The organism is Pseudomonas asiatica, from assembly GCF_040214835.1.
GTDB classification, from domain to species: Bacteria; Pseudomonadota; Gammaproteobacteria; order Pseudomonadales; family Pseudomonadaceae; genus Aquipseudomonas; species Aquipseudomonas putida_Z.
Genome location: NZ_CP157874.1, coordinates 3,944,460 through 3,960,898 on the forward strand (window position 1 = coordinate 3,944,460; position 16,439 = coordinate 3,960,898).

A 16,439-nucleotide genomic window follows, 5' to 3' on the forward strand; every position below is an offset into this window, starting at 1 on the left:
TTGACGCCTGGCGGCCAGGTTGGCCTGCGTTAGCGGCGGATGTCATGCAGATGGGGGCTGCCCGGATGATTTCAAGGGCTTTTCCGGTTCGATCTTGAAATGCGCGCGAGCCGTGGCGATCGGCGACTGCCTGTCACCTTGCCAGGCGGTGATGGCCACATTGGTCACCCGCCGGCCCTGGCGCCACAGCTGGCACTGGGCATAGGTATCGCGAAAGTGCCCGGCGCGCAGGTAATCGATGGAAAAGTCGATGATCTTCGGAATGCTCGCGCTCTCGCTGAAGATCAGCAGGTACAGCGCTGCCGACAGCTCCATGAAGCCCGCGATCACCCCGCCGTGGATGGCAGGCAGCAGCGGGTTGCCGATATTGTCCTGGCTGGCCGGCAGACGGAACAGCAGGTCATCGCCCTCGCGCTCGCATTCGATGCCGATCAGGCCGGCATAGGGGATCAGTGCCAGCAAAGGCCGATAGTCTCCCACTGCGTGGGCGGCGTTGAGCTGTTGGCGAACCTCGTGCGGAATCATGCCCCGCCCTCCTTCAGGCTGTTGCCGAAACGGATGCCACCCTTGATCTCCTGGCCCAGGCGCATGAACGTGCCCACCACCTGGCAGATCGGCTGGGCGGGGTCGTCCTGATAGGCCGTGCCACGGGTGAAGATCACATCGCGGGTAACCCGGTAGCACTGGGCATGGCCGTAGATGTCCTTGCCGGCTTCTGCCGGGTGCATGTAGTCGATGCGCAGGTCCAGTGTCGGGCACACCTCGAAGCGCGGCAGCACACACAGCGTGGCCATGCCGCAGGTGGTGTCCATCAGCGTGGTCAGCGCGCCGCCATGCACGGCGCCGGTCTGCGGGTTGCCGACGATGGCCGGTGACCAGGGCAGCACCAGGGTCATGCCATCGGCATTGGTTTGCGCCACGCGCATTTGCAACAACTGACAATGTTTCAGGGCCGAGAGAAAACGCTCGGCCATGGCCATCAAGGTTGAATCGCTCATTGGCTGTTTCCCTGCCATTGCCGCAGCGGCATAAAATCGTTAAAAAGTCTATATAGAACGGGGCGTTATATATGTGTAATCTTCGCGGAACTTATTCCGCGTAGTTGCACTCGAAGGAACAAGTCACTTATTCCACCAAGGAGAAACACCCCCATGCGTAAACCTTTTGCTTTTGCTCTGATGCTGGCCGCTGCCATGGGCCTGGCCGCTTGCGATAAAGCGAGCGAAGACAAAGCCCAGGACGCACAGCAACACGCCGAGCAAGCCCAGGAAAAAGCGGGCGAAGCTCAGGATAAAATGAACGAGGCTGCCAAGGAAAACGCCGAAGCCGCCAAAGATCAGGCCGAAGCCGAGCAGAAGGCCGCCGAAGAAGCCGCTCCGGCTACTCCGGCTCCGGAAGCCGCTCCAGCTGCTCCAGCCGAACCTGCCAAGCAGTAATCGGCTAAAACAAGAAAACCCGACATTGTCGGGTTTTTTTGTGCCTGAAACTTATGGATTAAACGTTTCAGGTTCCAGAAACGGTGTTTTCCTTGGCGGGTTCGATCGAAACACTTTCGGTAGGTGTGAACACCATCACATCCAACACATCCGAATGGAACTCGCGGCGGTACAGAATCAGCACTACTCCGACACTCATGACCATGAACAACCATGGGCTGATGAACCAGCTCAACATGGCCATGCCGAAGTAATAGGAACGCAGGCCCAGGTTGAACTGGTTGGCGGCAAGCGACAGCACCCGCGCCGCCCGCGAGGCGAATGCCTTGCGTTCAAGTTCATTGACCAGCCGTTCACCGATCATCGGCGCCGAACCCACCAGCACTGCCGCGAAGTTGTATTGGCGCATGCACCAGCTGAAGGTGAAAAAGGCGTAGACGAAGACCATGGCCAGGCACAGCAGCTTGATCTCCGACATGCCCTGGGACGTCTGCTGCACCAGCGGCAGGTCGGCCAGCAGCGACAGCGCCCGGTCGGAGGCCCCTAGCACGGTGAGGATACCGGCAAGGATGATCAGGGTGCTGGAGGCGAAGAACGAGGCGTTGCGCTCGAGGTTGCCGATCACGCTGGCATCGGCAATGCGGTTGTCGCGCAGCAGCATACGGCGCATCCAGTCTTCGCGGTACAGGTGCAGCACGCTGGCCAGGCACGCGGTGTCGCGGCCCTTCCAGATGGCATAACGGGTGTAACCGCCCCAGCACAGGGCGAACCAGGCGATGGCCAACAGGTTGTTGAAGTTGCTTTGGATGAAGTTCATGCAGGGTTCCCGGGAGGGCCAGATACCTGAAGGATAGGGACCGGATTTCGACGCTGGCAAGCGGCAAAAGGCACACCTGAACAGTGAAACCAGACGCGATCGGTTGTAGGAGCGGCCTTGTGTCGCGATGGGGTGCGAAGCAGCCCCCATGATTTCAGCTTCGCAGCATGTATTGCCGGGGCTGCTTCGCAGCCCATCGCGACACAAGGCCGCTCCTATGTATGGACTCGCCCACACTGTCTAGCTGCTTTTGAACATAGGAACCCGGTTGCATCTATGTATCAGGCCTGTTCGAGGAAGCTTTTTGCTTCTGGCCAACATCGTGGTGAGCTCGCAGCGTGCCGTTTACATTGAGGCCACTGCATCGGGCCTGTAGGAGCGGAGGCATCAGTCTGCGACGGTCTTACCAGGGGTCAATGTTCACTAGCAGGGGTTGGAGCGCTTAGCGCCCCGGTGGCATTACTCGGTTAGTCAGAGGCTCATGGCAGCCTCCGGGTTGCTGTTCGGTTTGTGTTGATAGACCTGGTCGTTCTGTAACAGGGCCCAGATAATGCGCAGATTTCGATTAGCCAGTCTGATCGCCGCTTCCTTGCGCCCAAGGCGGGATAGCCAGCGCAAGAGGCGGCGATCGTCTGGCTGATCGGAATCAGGCCTTAGCTGACTCAAGACAGCATGTGCGCCCTGGATCATCAGGCTACGTATGTAGCCGTCACCTCGCTTGCTCATCCTGCCCAATCTGACTTTGTTTCCACTGCTGTGCTGATCGGGCACGATACCGAAGAAGGCGGAATACATTCGGCCACTGGCGAAGCGGCTGGGCTCGGTCTGTTTCGCCACGATCGCCGTGGCGATGATAGGGCCTACGCCACGAATGGTGACCAGTCGCTGTGCGACTTTATCCTCCCGGGCTGTCGCTTCGAGCCGTCTACTGAGCCCCGCAATGCGTTCACCCAGAGACAGCCAGTCCGTCAACAGCTCATCGAGCAACTCACGCAATAGGTCGGGCAAAGGTAAAGAGGCATCCTCAAGAGACCGCGGCACATGCTTACCAATCGCAGCGTCGCCCTGTGGCATGGATACGCCATGCTCAAGCAGCAAACCACGTATCTGGTTACCCAGCGCGGTATGCCGCTTGATGTTGCCGCGGCGGATACGGTGCAGTGCTTGAATAGCCAGTGCTGTGGTGCTCTTGATCGATATCGAGGCAATACTGGTATCGCGACCGGCGCGCAAAATGGCATGGGTGTCGTTACGGTCGTTCTTCGCGCCGCTGCGGTGTTCGGCGACTCGTTGCGCAGGCAGGATGCGAACCGCATTACCTTTGGCCTGCAGCAGCCTTGCCCAGGCTTGTGCACCTGGGCCGCACTCCATCAAGACGGTCACTGTCGCTGGCAACCTGAGCAGGAAATCATGAAAGGCCTGACGGGATTTGATGCGATCTTCGTAGATCACCCGACCGGTAGCATCCTCGCCTGCTAACTGAAAGACCTGCTTGGCCAGGTCTACACAGATGGTTGTGCAAAGCTCCACATCAGTGGACGACAGGGAACCTTGCTTGGAACTATGCTTTTTCATGGTCTCGCCCTCGCTGCCGTTGGCTTCTTAGAACGCCACCGTGGCACTGTGATGCCTCGGCGGGGGCGAGTCCATCGATTACAACTGATCGCGCCAGCCGAGAAGCTTGTGCCAGGTTGCCGAACAGGCAAACAAAAAGCCCCGCATCCTCTCGGATGCGGGGCTCTTGAGTTTCCACCCTTGGCGAGCACCCTTCGGCTTGTGGCCGGTGCCGCCCTCAGGCTTCGACTATCAGGCCAGCGCTTCGCGCGGCTTGCCGAGCATGCGGTCGCAGGCCACGGCGCCAACCAGGGTCACCACCGAAGGCACCAGCCAGGCCAGGCCCTGGTCGCTCAATGGCAGGTGGGCCATGAAGTCCGGCAGCACGTGGGCAATGCCGCTGCCCTTGATCGCATCGACCATGCCGAACAGCAGCGACACCAGCATCACTGGCGCCAGGATGCGGGTTGGCGAGTTCCACAGGTCCTTCACGAAGCTGAGCCCGACCACCACGATGCACGGTGGGTAGATCGCGGTGAGCACCGGGATCGAGAACATGATCAGCTTGGTCAGGCCGAGGTTGGAGATCAGCAGCGAGAAGCCCGCCAGGATCACCACCAGTGCGCGGTACGACAGCGGCAGCATCTGGCTGAAGTACTCGGCGCAGGCACAGGTCAGGCCAACCGCGGTCACCAGGCAGGCCAGCGCGATCAGCACGGCGAGGAAGCCGCTGCCCAGCGAACCGAAGGTGTGCTGCACGTAGGCATGCAGTACCGCCGCGCCGTTGGTGGCGTCAGCCGCGATATCGTGGCTGGTTGCACCCAGGCGGAACAGGCTGATGTACACCAGGGCCAGGCCGACACCGGCAATCAGGCCGGCGATGATGGCATAGCGAGTGATCAGCTTCGGCGACTCGACACCGCGCGAGCGGATGGCGTTGACGATGACGATACCGAACACCAGGGCACCCAGGGTGTCCATGGTCAGGTAACCATCGGAGAAGCCCTTGGAGAACGCTGCGGCGGCATAGGCCGGCTGCGCGTCACCAATGGTGCCGGCAGGCAGCGCGAAGGCGGCGATGCCCAGCACCGCCAGGGCGATGATCTTCAACGGCGCCAGGAAGCGGCCCACGGTATCGAGCAGCTTGCCTGGGTACATGGACACGGCCAGCACCACGAGGAAGTACACCAGGCTGTAGATGAACAGCGCCAGCGGGCTTTCACCGGTCAGCGGCGCAACGCCCACTTCGAACGATACGGTCGCGGTGCGCGGGGTGGCGAACAGCGGGCCGACCGACAGGTAGCATACGGCCGCCAGCAGGCCGCCGAAGAACTTGCCGATCGGGCTGCTCAGGGCATCCATGCCGCCGCCGACCTTGGCCAGGGCGACCACGGTGATGACCGGCAGGCCCACGGCGGTAACCAGGAAGCCCAGGGCCGCCATCCATACGTGCGGGCCAGACTGCAGACCGACGATAGGCGGGAAGATGATGTTGCCAGCGCCCACGAAAAGCGCAAACGTCATAAAGCCAAGCGCCAGGATATCCTGGCCTTTGAGAACTTTCATTTAAGGTAGTACCACACTGCTGAAATCGGGATTCGAGAGGGGATTTCCCTTTGGATGAGGGGAAATGCTGCCCGGCTTGATAGGCCAGACCCGTTTAGCGTGTCGTTCCCTTTTGGGGTACGGGCACAGAGTGAACGCGTAATGTAACTGTTTTGTCAGTCAAACGCACTGGCACAGTGCTGCTTGTCCGATGTGCGTACATGTTTGTCGTCTGTGCGACCGAGGACAGCGAGAATTATCCTCGGATTGAAATATTCGTCTGCGTGAAAATTCCTATCAAACTCATCGAAAAATCCCTGTTGTCTGTGCCGGCCTCTTCGCGGGTAAACCCGCTCCCACAGGTGCTTCACAATTCTCAAGGTTAGTGATTTCCTGTGGGAGCGGGTTTACCCGCGAAGAGGCCGGCACAGAAATACCCCCCCAGAAACGACAAAGGCCACCCGAAGGTGGCCTCTGTGCGCGTGGGGGGTGTAGCAGTATTACTTCTTGACTTCCCAGCCAGTCAGCTCGGCCAGGGCCTTGCCGATGTCAGCCAGGGAACGCACGGTCTTCACACCAGCGTCCTGCAGGGCGGCGAACTTCTCGTCCGCAGTGCCCTTGCCGCCGGAGATGATGGCGCCAGCGTGGCCCATGCGCTTGCCCGCAGGTGCGGTAACACCAGCGATGTAGGAAACGACAGGCTTGGTGACGTTGGCCTTGATGTAGGCCGCAGCTTCTTCTTCAGCCGAACCGCCGATCTCGCCGATCATGACGATCGCTTCGGTCTTCGGGTCTTCCTGGAACAGCTTCAGGATGTCGATGAAGTTGGAGCCCGGGATCGGGTCACCGCCGATGCCGACGCAGGTCGACTGGCCGAAGCCGGCGTCGGTGGTCTGCTTCACAGCTTCGTAGGTCAGGGTGCCGGAACGCGAAACGATACCGACCTTGCCTGGCAGGTGGATGTGGCCTGGCATGATGCCGATCTTGCACTCGCCCGGGGTGATGACACCTGGGCAGTTAGGGCCGATCAGGGTCACGCCCAGCTCGTCGCACTTGACCTTGGCATCCAGCATGTCCAGGGTAGGAATGCCTTCGGTGATGCACACGATCAGCTTGATGCCGCCGAAGGCAGCTTCCAGGATAGAGTCCTTGCAGAAAGGAGCCGGAACGTAGATGACCGAAGCGTCAGCGCCGGTAGCTTCCACAGCTTCTTTCACAGTGTTGAACACTGGCAGGCCCAGGTGGGTGGTGCCACCCTTGCCTGGGGTTACGCCGCCGACCATCTTGGTGCCGTAGGCGATGGCCTGTTCGGAGTGGAAAGTACCCTGCGAGCCGGTGAAGCCCTGGCAGATGACTTTGGTGTCTTTATTGATCAGGACGCTCATTACTTGCCCTCCGCAGCTTTGACAACTTGTTGAGCAGCGTCGGTCAGGCTGGTTGCCGCAATGATGTTCAAACCGCTTTCTGCCAGTACTTTAGCGCCCAGTTCGGCGTTGTTGCCTTCAAGGCGAACGACGACCGGAACTTTCACGCCGACTTCTTTCACTGCACCGATGATGCCTTCGGCAATCATGTCGCAGCGAACGATGCCGCCGAAGATGTTGACCAGAACGGCCGCGACATTGCTGTCGGACAGAATGATCTTGAACGCTTCGGTAACGCGCTCTTTGGTAGCACCACCGCCAACGTCGAGGAAGTTGGCCGGCTTGCCGCCGTGCAGGTTGACGATGTCCATGGTACCCATGGCCAGGCCGGCACCGTTGACCATGCAGCCGATGTTGCCTTCGAGGGCAACGTAGTTCAGTTCGAACTTGGCAGCGTGGGCTTCACGGGCGTCGTCCTGCGACGGGTCGTGGAAGGTTTTCAGCTTAGGCTGACGGTACATGGCGTTGGCGTCGATGTTGATCTTGGCATCGAGGCAGTGCAGGTCGCCGTCGGCCTTGATCACCAGCGGGTTCACTTCCAGCAGGGCCAGGTCGTGATCCTTGAACAGCTTGGCCAGACCAACGAAGATCTTGGCGAACTGTTGAACTTGCTTGCCTTCCAGACCCAGCTGGAATGCCAGCTCGCGACCCTGGAACGGCTGAGCGCCGACCAGCGGGTCGATGGTGGCCTTGAGGATCTTCTCAGGCGTTTCGTGAGCGACTTTCTCGATGTCCACGCCACCTTCGGTGGAAGCCATGAACACGATACGGCGGCTCGAACGATCGACTACAGCGCCCAGATACAGCTCTTTGGCGATGTCAGTGCAGGATTCGACCAGAATCTTGGAGACGGGTTGACCGTTGGCATCGGTCTGGTAGGTAACCAGATTCTTGCCCAACCACTGTGCAGCGAACGCCTTGGCGTCTTCTTTGCTGCGAACCAGCTTGACGCCGCCCGCTTTACCGCGACCACCCGCGTGAACCTGGGCTTTTACCACCCACTCGTTCCCGCCGATCTTGTCGCAGGCTTCTGCAGCTTGCTCAGGGGTATCGACAGCGAAACCCTTGGAAACTGGCAGGCCGTATTCAGCGAACAGCTGCTTACCCTGATACTCGTGAAGATTCATGCTTTTTACCGTCTTCGTTAGGTACTGCGCTTCGGCGCTGCGCCATCACTGGCGCCGCACCACCTGTGACCGTTGACCCCGGGTTTTCCCGTGTGATCCGGTCCGGCGGACTTTCCGCGGTGAGTCATGCACGCAAGACTCACGACGGGCAGCCCGCCGTGGTTTCTTATAATTAACGCTTCTTACGGTTGGCCACGTGAATGGCGCCGCCATTCACTGCCAGCGCTGCTTCATGCAACGCTTCGGACAGGGTCGGATGGCTGAAGACCATCATGCCCAGATCCTCGGCACTGGTGCCGAATTCCATGGCGATTGCGCCCTGCTGCACCAGTTCGGCAGCCGATGGGCCAATCACGTGTACACCCAGGACGCGGTCGGTCTTGGCATCGGCGATGACCTTGACGAAACCACCGGTGTCGTTGGCAGCCATCGCACGGCCGCTGGCCGCGAACGGGAAGGTGCCCACGTTAACCTCAACGCCCTCGGCCTTCAAGGCCTGTTCGGTCTTGCCGACCCACGCGATTTCCGGGTGGGTGTAGATGACCGACGGGATCAGGTCGTAGTTCATCTGGGCCTTGTGACCCTTGATGCGCTCGACCACCATGATGCCCTCTTCCGAGGCCTTGTGGGCCAGCATCATGCCGCGTACCACGTCACCGATGGCATACACGCCCGGCACGCTGGTAGCGCAGTAGTCGTCGACGAAGATGTAGCCACGCTCGTCGATGGTCACGCCGCTGTCGGCGGCCAGCAGATCAGTGGTCACCGGGCGACGACCGACCGCGACGATCAGCTTGTCGAAGGTGATCTTCTGCTCGCCGTTGGCGTCGGTGTAGGTCACTTCGACTTCGTTGCCGTTGACTTTCGAGCCGGTGACGCGCGCGCCCAGCTTGATGTCCAGGCCTTGCTTGGTCAGGGTCTTCTGGGCTTCTTTCGACACGGCGGTGTCGGCAGCCATCAGGAAGGTGTCCAGGGCTTCCAGGACGGTGACTTCAGCACCCAGGCGAGCCCATACCGAGCCCAGCTCCAGGCCGATCACGCCAGCACCGATAACGCCCAGGCGCTTCGGCACGGCCTGGAATTCCAGGGCGCCGGTGGAGTCGACGATGACGTTCTGGTCGACCGGAGCCGGTGGAATGTCGATCGGGCGCGAGCCGGAAGCCAGGATCACGTTCTCGGCTTCGATGACTTCGGTGGTGCCGTCAGCCTTGGTGACTTCGACTTTCTTGCCGGCCAGCAGCTTGCCGTGGCCCTGGATCGAAGTAACGCCGTTGGCCTTGAACAGGGTGGCAACGCCACCGGTCAGGTTCTTGACGATGCCAGCCTTGCGGCCAACCATCGCGGCGACGTCCATCTTCACTTCACCAGTGGAGATACCGTGGACGTTGAAGCTCTCTTTGGCTTCCTTGTACTTCCAGGAGCTGTCCAGCAGCGCCTTGGAAGGAATGCAACCTACGTTCAGGCAGGTGCCGCCCAGGGCCAGCTTGCCCTCGGCGTCGGTGTACTTCTCGATACAGGCAGTCTTCAGACCAAGTTGTGCGGCCTTGATGGCAGCCACATAGCCGCCAGGACCTGCACCAATCACCACTACGTCGAATTTCTGGGTCATAAAAGATTCCTTATCAGCTACAAGCTACAAGCCGCGGACCGCGCGGCATGGCTTCCTGCGAAGCCAGGGCCGGCACGGTACGCAGCCAGAGGGTTAGATGTCCAGCAGCAGGCGAGACGGATCTTCCAGCAGGTTCTTGATGGTGACCAGGAAGGTTACCGCTTCCTTGCCGTCGATCAGGCGGTGATCGTACGACAGCGCCAGGTACATCATCGGGCGAATCACCACCTGGCCATTGATGGCCATCGGGCGCTGGATGATGTTGTGCATGCCGAGAATGGCGGCCTGCGGCGGGTTGACGATCGGGGTCGACATCATCGAACCGAAGGTACCACCGTTGGTGATGGTGAAGGTGCCACCGGTCATCTCTTCGATGGCCAGCTTGCCGTCACGGGCCTTCTTGCCGAAGGTGGCGATGCCGTTCTCGATTTCCGCCAGGCTCATCGACTCGGCGTTACGCAGTACCGGTACCACCAGGCCACGGTCGCTGGACACGGCAACGCCGACGTCGGCGTAGCCGTGGTAGACGATGTCGTTGCCGTCGATCGAGGCGTTGACAGCCGGGAAGCGCTTCAGGGCTTCGGTGGCGGCCTTGACGAAGAACGACATGAAGCCCAGGCGTACGCCATTGTGGGTCTTCTCGAACAGGTCCTTGTACTTCGAACGCAGGGCCATGACTTCGGTCATGTCGACTTCGTTGAAGGTGGTCAGCATGGCCATGCTCGACTGGGCTTCGACCAGACGCTCGGCGATCTTGGCGCGCAGGCGGGTCATCGGCACACGCTTCTCGGTGCGGTCGCCAGCGGCAACGACAACCGGGGCAGCAGCGGCAGCGGCGGCAGGCTTGGCAGCTGCAGCAGGCGCCGACTTCTTGTTGGCGACGGCAGCGACGACGTCTTCCTTGGTGATGCGACCACCTTTGCCGGTGCCGGCAACGGTAGCCAGGTCGATGCCGTTCTCTTCAGCCAGCTTGCGCGCGGCCGGGGCGGCAACCGGGTCTTCTTCGCCAGCGTCGGCAGCGGCGGCGGCAGCCGGGGCAGCAGCGGCCGGGGCGGCAGCTGGTGCAGCGGCGGCAGCACCGCCTTCAACGATCGAACCCAGTACTTCGTCGGACAGGACGGTGTCGCCCTCGCCCTTGACGATGGCGCCCAGCACGCCGTCGGCGGTGGCCAGTACTTCCAGGACGACCTTGTCGGTCTCGATGTCGACGATCAGCTCGTCACGCTTGACGGCATCGCCCGGCTGCTTGTGCCAGGTGGCAACGGTGCCATCGGCAACCGATTCCGGGAAGGTTGGGGCTTTGATCTCGATAGCCATTATCTGTGTTTCCTTAAATTCGGTTTCAGGTGCGCGAAGGCATTAAACAGTGAAGGCGTCTTGCAGCAGTTTTTCCTGCTGTTCGGCGTGCTTCGATGCGTAACCACAGGCTGGCGCGGCGGAAGCGTCGCGGCCGGCGTATTCCAGGACCAGTGCCTTGTTGTGGCGGCCCAGGATACGGCGCATGTGGTGCTGGCTGCTGTACCAGGCGCCCTGGTTCATCGGCTCTTCCTGACACCAGACCGCATGCTTGAGGTTGGTGTAAGGCGCCAGGATTTCGACCAGGTCGTCCTCAGGGAACGGATACAGCTGCTCGATACGCACGATGGCGATGTCTTCGCGGCCTTCGGCACGGCGTTTTTCCAGCAGGTCGTAGTAAACCTTGCCGCCGCACAGGACCAGGCGTTCGACCTTGGCCGGATCGAGGCTGTCGATTTCCGGGATCACGGTCTGGAACGAGCCTTCTGCCAGGTCTTCCAGGGTCGAGATGGCCAGCTTGTGGCGCAGCAGCGACTTCGGCGTCAGCACGATCAGCGGCTTGCGCAGCGGACGGATGACCTGGCGACGCAGCAGGTGGTAGATCTGGGCCGGGGTGGTCGGTACGCAGACCTGGATGTTGTGCTCGGCGCACAGCTGCAGGTAACGCTCCAGGCGCGCAGAGGAGTGCTCCGGGCCCTGCCCTTCATAACCGTGTGGCAGCAGCATGGTCAGACCGCACAGACGGCCCCACTTGTGCTCGCCGCTGGTGATGAACTGGTCGATCACCACTTGCGCACCGTTGGCGAAGTCACCGAACTGGGCTTCCCAGATCACCAGCGCGTTCGGCGTGGTGGTCGAGTAGCCGTATTCGAAGGCCAGTACCGCTTCTTCCGACAGGAAGGAGTCGTACAGTTCGAACTGAGGCTGGCCCGGGAACAGGTTCTTCAGCGGTACGTAGGTGCTGGCGTCCTTCTGGTTGTGCAGCACCGCGTGACGGTGCGAGAAGGTGCCACGGCCGATGTCCTGGCCGGTCATGCGGATCGGGTGACCTTCGAACTGCAGGGTGGCGTAGGCCATGGTCTCTGCATAACCCCAGTTGATCGGCAAGCCACCGGCCTGCATCTTCTGACGGTCTTCGTAGATCTTGGCGACCTGGCGCTGGACGACGAAACCTTCCGGGATCTCCAGCAGCTTGGCCGACAGTTCCTGCAGGGTCTTGAGGTCGAAGCGGGTGTCGTGACGCGCGGTCCAGGCATGGCCCAGGTACGGGCGCCAGTCGACGAACAGCTCGCGGTTCGGCTCCTTGACCAGGCTCTTCACCACGTGCAGGCCGTTGTCCAGCGCGTTGCGGTACTCGTCGATCTTGGCCTGGGCGCGCTCGGAATCGATGCGGCCGGCCTGGATCAGCGCCTCAGCGTACAGTTCACGCGTGGTGCGCTGCTTGCTGATCTGCTGGTACATCAAAGGCTGGGTGCCGTTCGGCTCGTCGGCCTCGTTGTGGCCGCGGCGGCGGTAGCAGACCAGGTCGATGACCACGTCACGCTTGAACTGCATGCGGTAGTCGATGGCCAGCTGGGTCACGAACAGCACGGCTTCCGGGTCGTCGCCGTTCACGTGCAGGATCGGCGCCTGGATCATCTTGGCAACGTCGGTGGCGTACTCGGTGGAGCGCGCGTCCAGCGGGTTGCTGATGGTGAAACCAACCTGGTTGTTGATCACGATGTGCACGGTACCGCCGGTCTTGAAACCGCGGGTCTGCGACATCTGGAAGGTTTCCATGACCACGCCCTGGCCGGCGAATGCTGCGTCGCCGTGGATCGAGATCGGCAGTACCTTGTCGCCAACGGTGTCGTTGCGGCGATCCTGACGGGCGCGCACCGAACCCTCGACCACTGGCGAGACGATTTCCAGGTGGGACGGGTTGAACGCCATGGCCAGGTGCACTTCGCCACCCGGGGTCATCACGTTCGAGGAGAAGCCCTGGTGATACTTCACGTCACCGGAGCCCAGCTCGTTCATCTTCTTGCCTTCGAACTCGTCGAACAGCTCGCGCGGGTTCTTGCCGAAGGTGTTGACCAGAACGTTCAGGCGGCCACGGTGGGCCATGCCGATCACGACTTCCTTGGTGCCGTAGGAACCGGAACGCTGGATCATCTCGTCCAGCATCGGGATCAGGCTTTCGCCGCCCTCGAGGCCGAAACGCTTGGTGCCCGGGTACTTGGTGCCCAGGTATTTCTCAAGGCCTTCACCGGCGGTCACGCGCTCGAGCAGGTGGGCCTGCACGTCAGCGGAAAACTCCGGACGGCCGCGCACGCTTTCCAGGCGCTGCTGGAACCAGCTGCGCTGCTCGGAATCGACGATGTGGGTGAACTCGGCGCCAATGGTGCGACAATATGTCTTCTGGAGCGCCTCGAAGATCTCGCGTAGGCTCGCCTCCTCTTTGCCGATGAACAGGTCGCCGGCACGGAAGGTCGTATCAAGATCGGCATTGGTCAAGCCGTAGTGATTGATCGACAGGTCTACGGGCGCAGGACGCTGCCACAACCCCAACGGGTCGAGCTTGGCAGCCTGATGGCCGCGCATACGATAGGCCTGGATCAGTCGCAGAACTTCAACCTGCTTCTTCTCGTGTTCACTGCTCACGCTCCCGGCGGATACCGGTTGGGCGCGGCGCTGGTTCTTTGCCAGCAGTACGAAATGGTCGCGGATTGTCGAGTGCGATACATCGGTAGCGGTGCTGCCGTCGGCGGGCAACTTCTGGAAGTAGGTGCGCCACTCTTCTGGCACAGCGTTAGGGTCGTGCAGGTAGAGCTCATAAAGCTCTTCCACATATGCAGCGTTACCACCTGAAAGGTGGGCGCTTTCCCACATGCGCTGCATCACGCTTTCTTGCATGCTTGGTCACCCTCGGTTAGGGGACTGATCGGCGAGAGCCACAGCAAACCTGGAAAAGTCCGAATACAGCGACTGAACCACGCCACTTGGATCCTGCTGATTTTCCGGGTACCAGCCCGGAAAGCCCCTGCTGGTCTCATATCTTCATAGGTAATGAACGCGGGCTTTGTGAGCCCTTGTTCGGGTTTTACCTCAGTGCGGGCTCACCACCCGCACCTCGGCTTACTGCAGGTACAACACTTTGTATCAGGTGCCGCTTTGCAGCAGCATGTTACGTACGTGGCCGATTGCCTTGGTCGGGTTCAGACCTTTCGGGCAAACGTTGACGCAGTTCATGATCCCGCGGCAGCGGAATACGCTGAACGGGTCATCCAGGGACGCCAGGCGCTCCTGGGTCTTGGTGTCACGGCTGTCGGCCAGGAAGCGATAGGCTTGCAGCAGTGCGGCCGGGCCCAGGAACTTGTCCGGGTTCCACCAGAACGACGGGCAGGAAGTCGAGCAGCAAGCGCACAGGATGCACTCGTACAGGCCGTCCAGCTTGTCGCGGTCTTCCGGCGACTGCAGGCGCTCGATGGCCGGCGCAGGAGTGTCGTTCTGCAGGAACGGCTTCACCTTCTCGTACTGCTTGTAGAAGATGCTCATGTCGACGACCAGGTCACGAATGACCGGCAGGCCCGGCAGCGGGCGCAGAACCAGCTTGTTGCCCTTCACCACCGCCGACAGCGGGGTGATGCAGGCCAGGCCGTTCTTGCCGTTCATGTTCATGCCGTCGGAACCGCAAACGCCTTCACGGCAGGAGCGACGGTACGAGAAACCTTCGTCCTTTTCCTTGATCAGCGCCAATACATCGAGAACCATCAGGTCCTTGCCGCCGGTATCGACGTCGAACGACTCCATTTTGGGCGCCGAGTCGGTGTCCGGGTTGTAACGATAAACTTCGACTTTCAACATAGCAGCCACCCTTAGTAAGTCCGGACTTTTGGTTCGAAGGCTGGAACAGTCTTCGGCGCAAAGTTGACGCCGCGCTTGGCAACGCGTTTCTCACCCGGGTAGTACAGGGTGTGGCACAGCCAGTTTTCGTCGTCACGGTCTTCGAAGTCTTCACGGGCGTGGGCGCCGCGGGACTCTTTACGGGCTTCGGCCGCGATGGCGGTAGCTTCGGCGACTTCCAGCAGGTTCTGCAGCTCCAGCGCTTCGATACGCGCGGTGTTGAAGGCCTGGGACTTGTCGTTGATCTTGACGTTGGCAATACGGTCACGCAGGCCGGCCAGCTGCTCGATACCCTTCTGCATGTATTCGCCAGTACGGAATACACCGAAGTAGTTCTGCATGCAGCTCTGCAGCTCGCGCTTGAGGCTGGCAACGTCTTCGCCAGCGGTACGCTCGTTGAGCTTGTTCAGGCGGTTCAGGGCGACATCGATATCGGTGTCGCTGGCGTCGCGGTATTCCACGCCGTCGGACAGCGATTTTTCCAGGTGCAGGCCAGCGGCACGACCGAATACCACCAGGTCGAGCAGCGAGTTGCCGCCCAGACGGTTGGCACCGTGGACCGATACGCACGCCACTTCACCCACTGCGAACAGACCCGGGATGATGTGGTCCTTGCCTTCGGCGTCCATGGTGATGGCCTGGCCATGAATGTTGGTGGCAACGCCGCCCATCATGTAGTGGCAGGTCGGTACGACCGGGACCGGCGCGACGACTGGGTCGACGTGGGCGAAGGTCTTGGACAGCTCGCAGATACCTGGCAGGCGGCTGTGCAACACTTCCTCGCCCAGGTGGTCCAGCTTCAGCAGCACGTGGTCCTTGTTCGGGCCCACGCCGTTGCCGGCGATGATTTCCTTGACCATGGAACGGGCAACCACGTCGCGGCCGGCCAGGTCTTTCGCGTTCGGCGCGTAACGCTCCATGAAGCGCTCGCCGTGGGCGTTGATCAGGTAGCCACCTTCACCGCGGCAACCTTCGGTAACCAGTACACCGGCGCCGGCGATGCCGGTCGGGTGGAACTGCCACATCTCGATGTCCTGCACCGGTACGCCCGCACGCAGCGCCATGCCGATACCGTCACCCGTGTTGATCAGGGCGTTGGTGGTGGAGGCGTAGATACGACCGGCACCGCCAGTGGCCAGAACGGTGGCCTTGGACTTGATGTACATGGTTTCGCCGGTTTCGATGCAGATTGCGATCACACCGACGAACGCGCCGTCCTGGTTCTTCACCAGGTCAACAGCGTAGTACTCGTTGAGGAAGGTAGTGCCTGCCTTCAGGTTGCCCTGGTACAGGGTGTGCAGCAGCGCGTGACCGGTACGGTCGGAAGCAGCACAGGTACGGGCGGCCTGGCCACCTTTACCGAAGTCCTTGGACTGGCCACCGAACGGACGCTGGTAGATGCGGCCGGTTTCGGTACGCGAGAACGGCAGGCCCATGTGGTCCAGCTCGAAGACCGCAGCCGGGCCTTCCTGACACATGTATTCGATAGCGTCCTGGTCACCGATGTAGTCGGAGCCTTTGACGGTATCGTACATGTGCCAGCGCCAGTCATCGTTCGGGTCGGCCGAAGCGATGGCGCAGGTGATGCCGCCCTGGGCGGATACAGTGTGCGAACGGGTCGGGAAGACCTTGGTGACCACGGCAGTCTTGTGGCCGCCTTGAGCCAGCTGCAGCGCTGCGCGCATGCCGGCGCCGCCGCCACCGATGATGATGGCGTCGAAGGAAATGGTTGGAATGCTAGCCATG

At 61.1% G+C, this 16,439-nt stretch carries 13 protein-coding genes; 1 reads left to right on the top strand and 12 read right to left on the bottom strand.

Annotated features, from left to right (window positions below):
- Positions 1-42 precede the first annotated feature (42 nt).
- Together ABNP31_RS17655 and ABNP31_RS17660 are read right to left on the bottom strand one after the other, a co-directional pair.
- Positions 43-525: a PaaI family thioesterase gene (locus tag ABNP31_RS17655; RefSeq protein ID WP_025339965.1), complete on the bottom strand. Its 483-nt coding sequence runs from the start codon at positions 523-525 to the stop codon at positions 43-45.
- Positions 522-998 carry a PaaI family thioesterase gene (locus tag ABNP31_RS17660; protein WP_075045842.1) on the bottom strand — a complete coding sequence of 159 codons (477 nt, stop codon included), beginning with the start codon at positions 996-998 and terminating at the stop codon, positions 522-524. Before ABNP31_RS17660 ends, ABNP31_RS17655 begins: the two co-directional genes overlap by 4 nt.
- Before the next feature lie 153 nt (positions 999-1,151).
- On the opposite strand from ABNP31_RS17660, the gene ABNP31_RS17665 reads away from it, so the two are divergent.
- Positions 1,152-1,436 carry a hypothetical protein gene (locus ABNP31_RS17665; protein ID WP_023661534.1) on the top strand — a complete coding sequence of 95 codons (285 nt, stop codon included), beginning with the start codon at positions 1,152-1,154 and terminating at the stop codon, positions 1,434-1,436.
- Between the two features lie 67 nt (positions 1,437-1,503).
- On the opposite strand, the gene ABNP31_RS17670 is transcribed toward ABNP31_RS17665, so the two are convergent.
- From ABNP31_RS17670 to sdhA, 10 genes are all read right to left on the bottom strand, one after another.
- Positions 1,504-2,253, bottom strand: a complete 750-nt coding sequence (locus tag ABNP31_RS17670) for a DUF599 domain-containing protein (protein ID WP_025339967.1) — start codon at positions 2,251-2,253, stop codon at positions 1,504-1,506.
- 471 nt (positions 2,254-2,724) lie between these two features.
- Positions 2,725-3,783 (bottom strand): IS110 family transposase, encoded by a 1,059-nt coding sequence (locus ABNP31_RS17675; RefSeq protein WP_085665802.1) that lies wholly within the window; start codon positions 3,781-3,783, stop codon positions 2,725-2,727.
- A 276-nt stretch (positions 3,784-4,059) separates the two neighbouring features.
- Positions 4,060-5,373, bottom strand: a complete 1,314-nt coding sequence (gene brnQ / locus ABNP31_RS17680) for a branched-chain amino acid transport system II carrier protein (protein WP_075045845.1) — start codon at positions 5,371-5,373, stop codon at positions 4,060-4,062.
- 479 nt (positions 5,374-5,852) lie between these two features.
- Complete coding sequence (gene sucD / locus ABNP31_RS17685; RefSeq protein WP_004376004.1) at positions 5,853-6,737, bottom strand: succinate--CoA ligase subunit alpha; 885 nt, start codon at positions 6,735-6,737, stop codon at positions 5,853-5,855.
- Positions 6,737-7,903: an ADP-forming succinate--CoA ligase subunit beta gene (gene sucC, locus ABNP31_RS17690; protein ID WP_003254205.1), complete on the bottom strand. Its 1,167-nt coding sequence runs from the start codon at positions 7,901-7,903 to the stop codon at positions 6,737-6,739. The genes sucD and sucC overlap by 1 nt, the downstream gene beginning before the upstream one ends.
- Before the next feature lie 172 nt (positions 7,904-8,075).
- Positions 8,076-9,512 carry a dihydrolipoyl dehydrogenase gene (lpdA, locus tag ABNP31_RS17695; RefSeq protein ID WP_013973439.1) on the bottom strand — a complete coding sequence of 479 codons (1,437 nt, stop codon included), beginning with the start codon at positions 9,510-9,512 and terminating at the stop codon, positions 8,076-8,078.
- A gap of 93 nt (positions 9,513-9,605) precedes the next feature.
- Positions 9,606-10,829 (bottom strand): 2-oxoglutarate dehydrogenase complex dihydrolipoyllysine-residue succinyltransferase, encoded by a 1,224-nt coding sequence (gene odhB, locus ABNP31_RS17700; protein WP_085614443.1) that lies wholly within the window; start codon positions 10,827-10,829, stop codon positions 9,606-9,608.
- A 42-nt stretch (positions 10,830-10,871) separates the two neighbouring features.
- On the bottom strand, positions 10,872-13,703 hold the full coding sequence (locus tag ABNP31_RS17705; protein ID WP_025339970.1) for a 2-oxoglutarate dehydrogenase E1 component: 2,832 nt from the start codon (positions 13,701-13,703) through the stop codon (positions 10,872-10,874).
- 246 nt (positions 13,704-13,949) lie between these two features.
- Positions 13,950-14,654, bottom strand: coding sequence for a succinate dehydrogenase iron-sulfur subunit (locus tag ABNP31_RS17710; RefSeq protein WP_016711649.1), 705 nt, complete (start codon positions 14,652-14,654; stop codon positions 13,950-13,952).
- A gap of 11 nt (positions 14,655-14,665) precedes the next feature.
- Positions 14,666-16,438, bottom strand: coding sequence for a succinate dehydrogenase flavoprotein subunit (sdhA, locus tag ABNP31_RS17715; protein WP_085614444.1), 1,773 nt, complete (start codon positions 16,436-16,438; stop codon positions 14,666-14,668).
- Position 16,439: the final 1 nt, after the last annotated feature.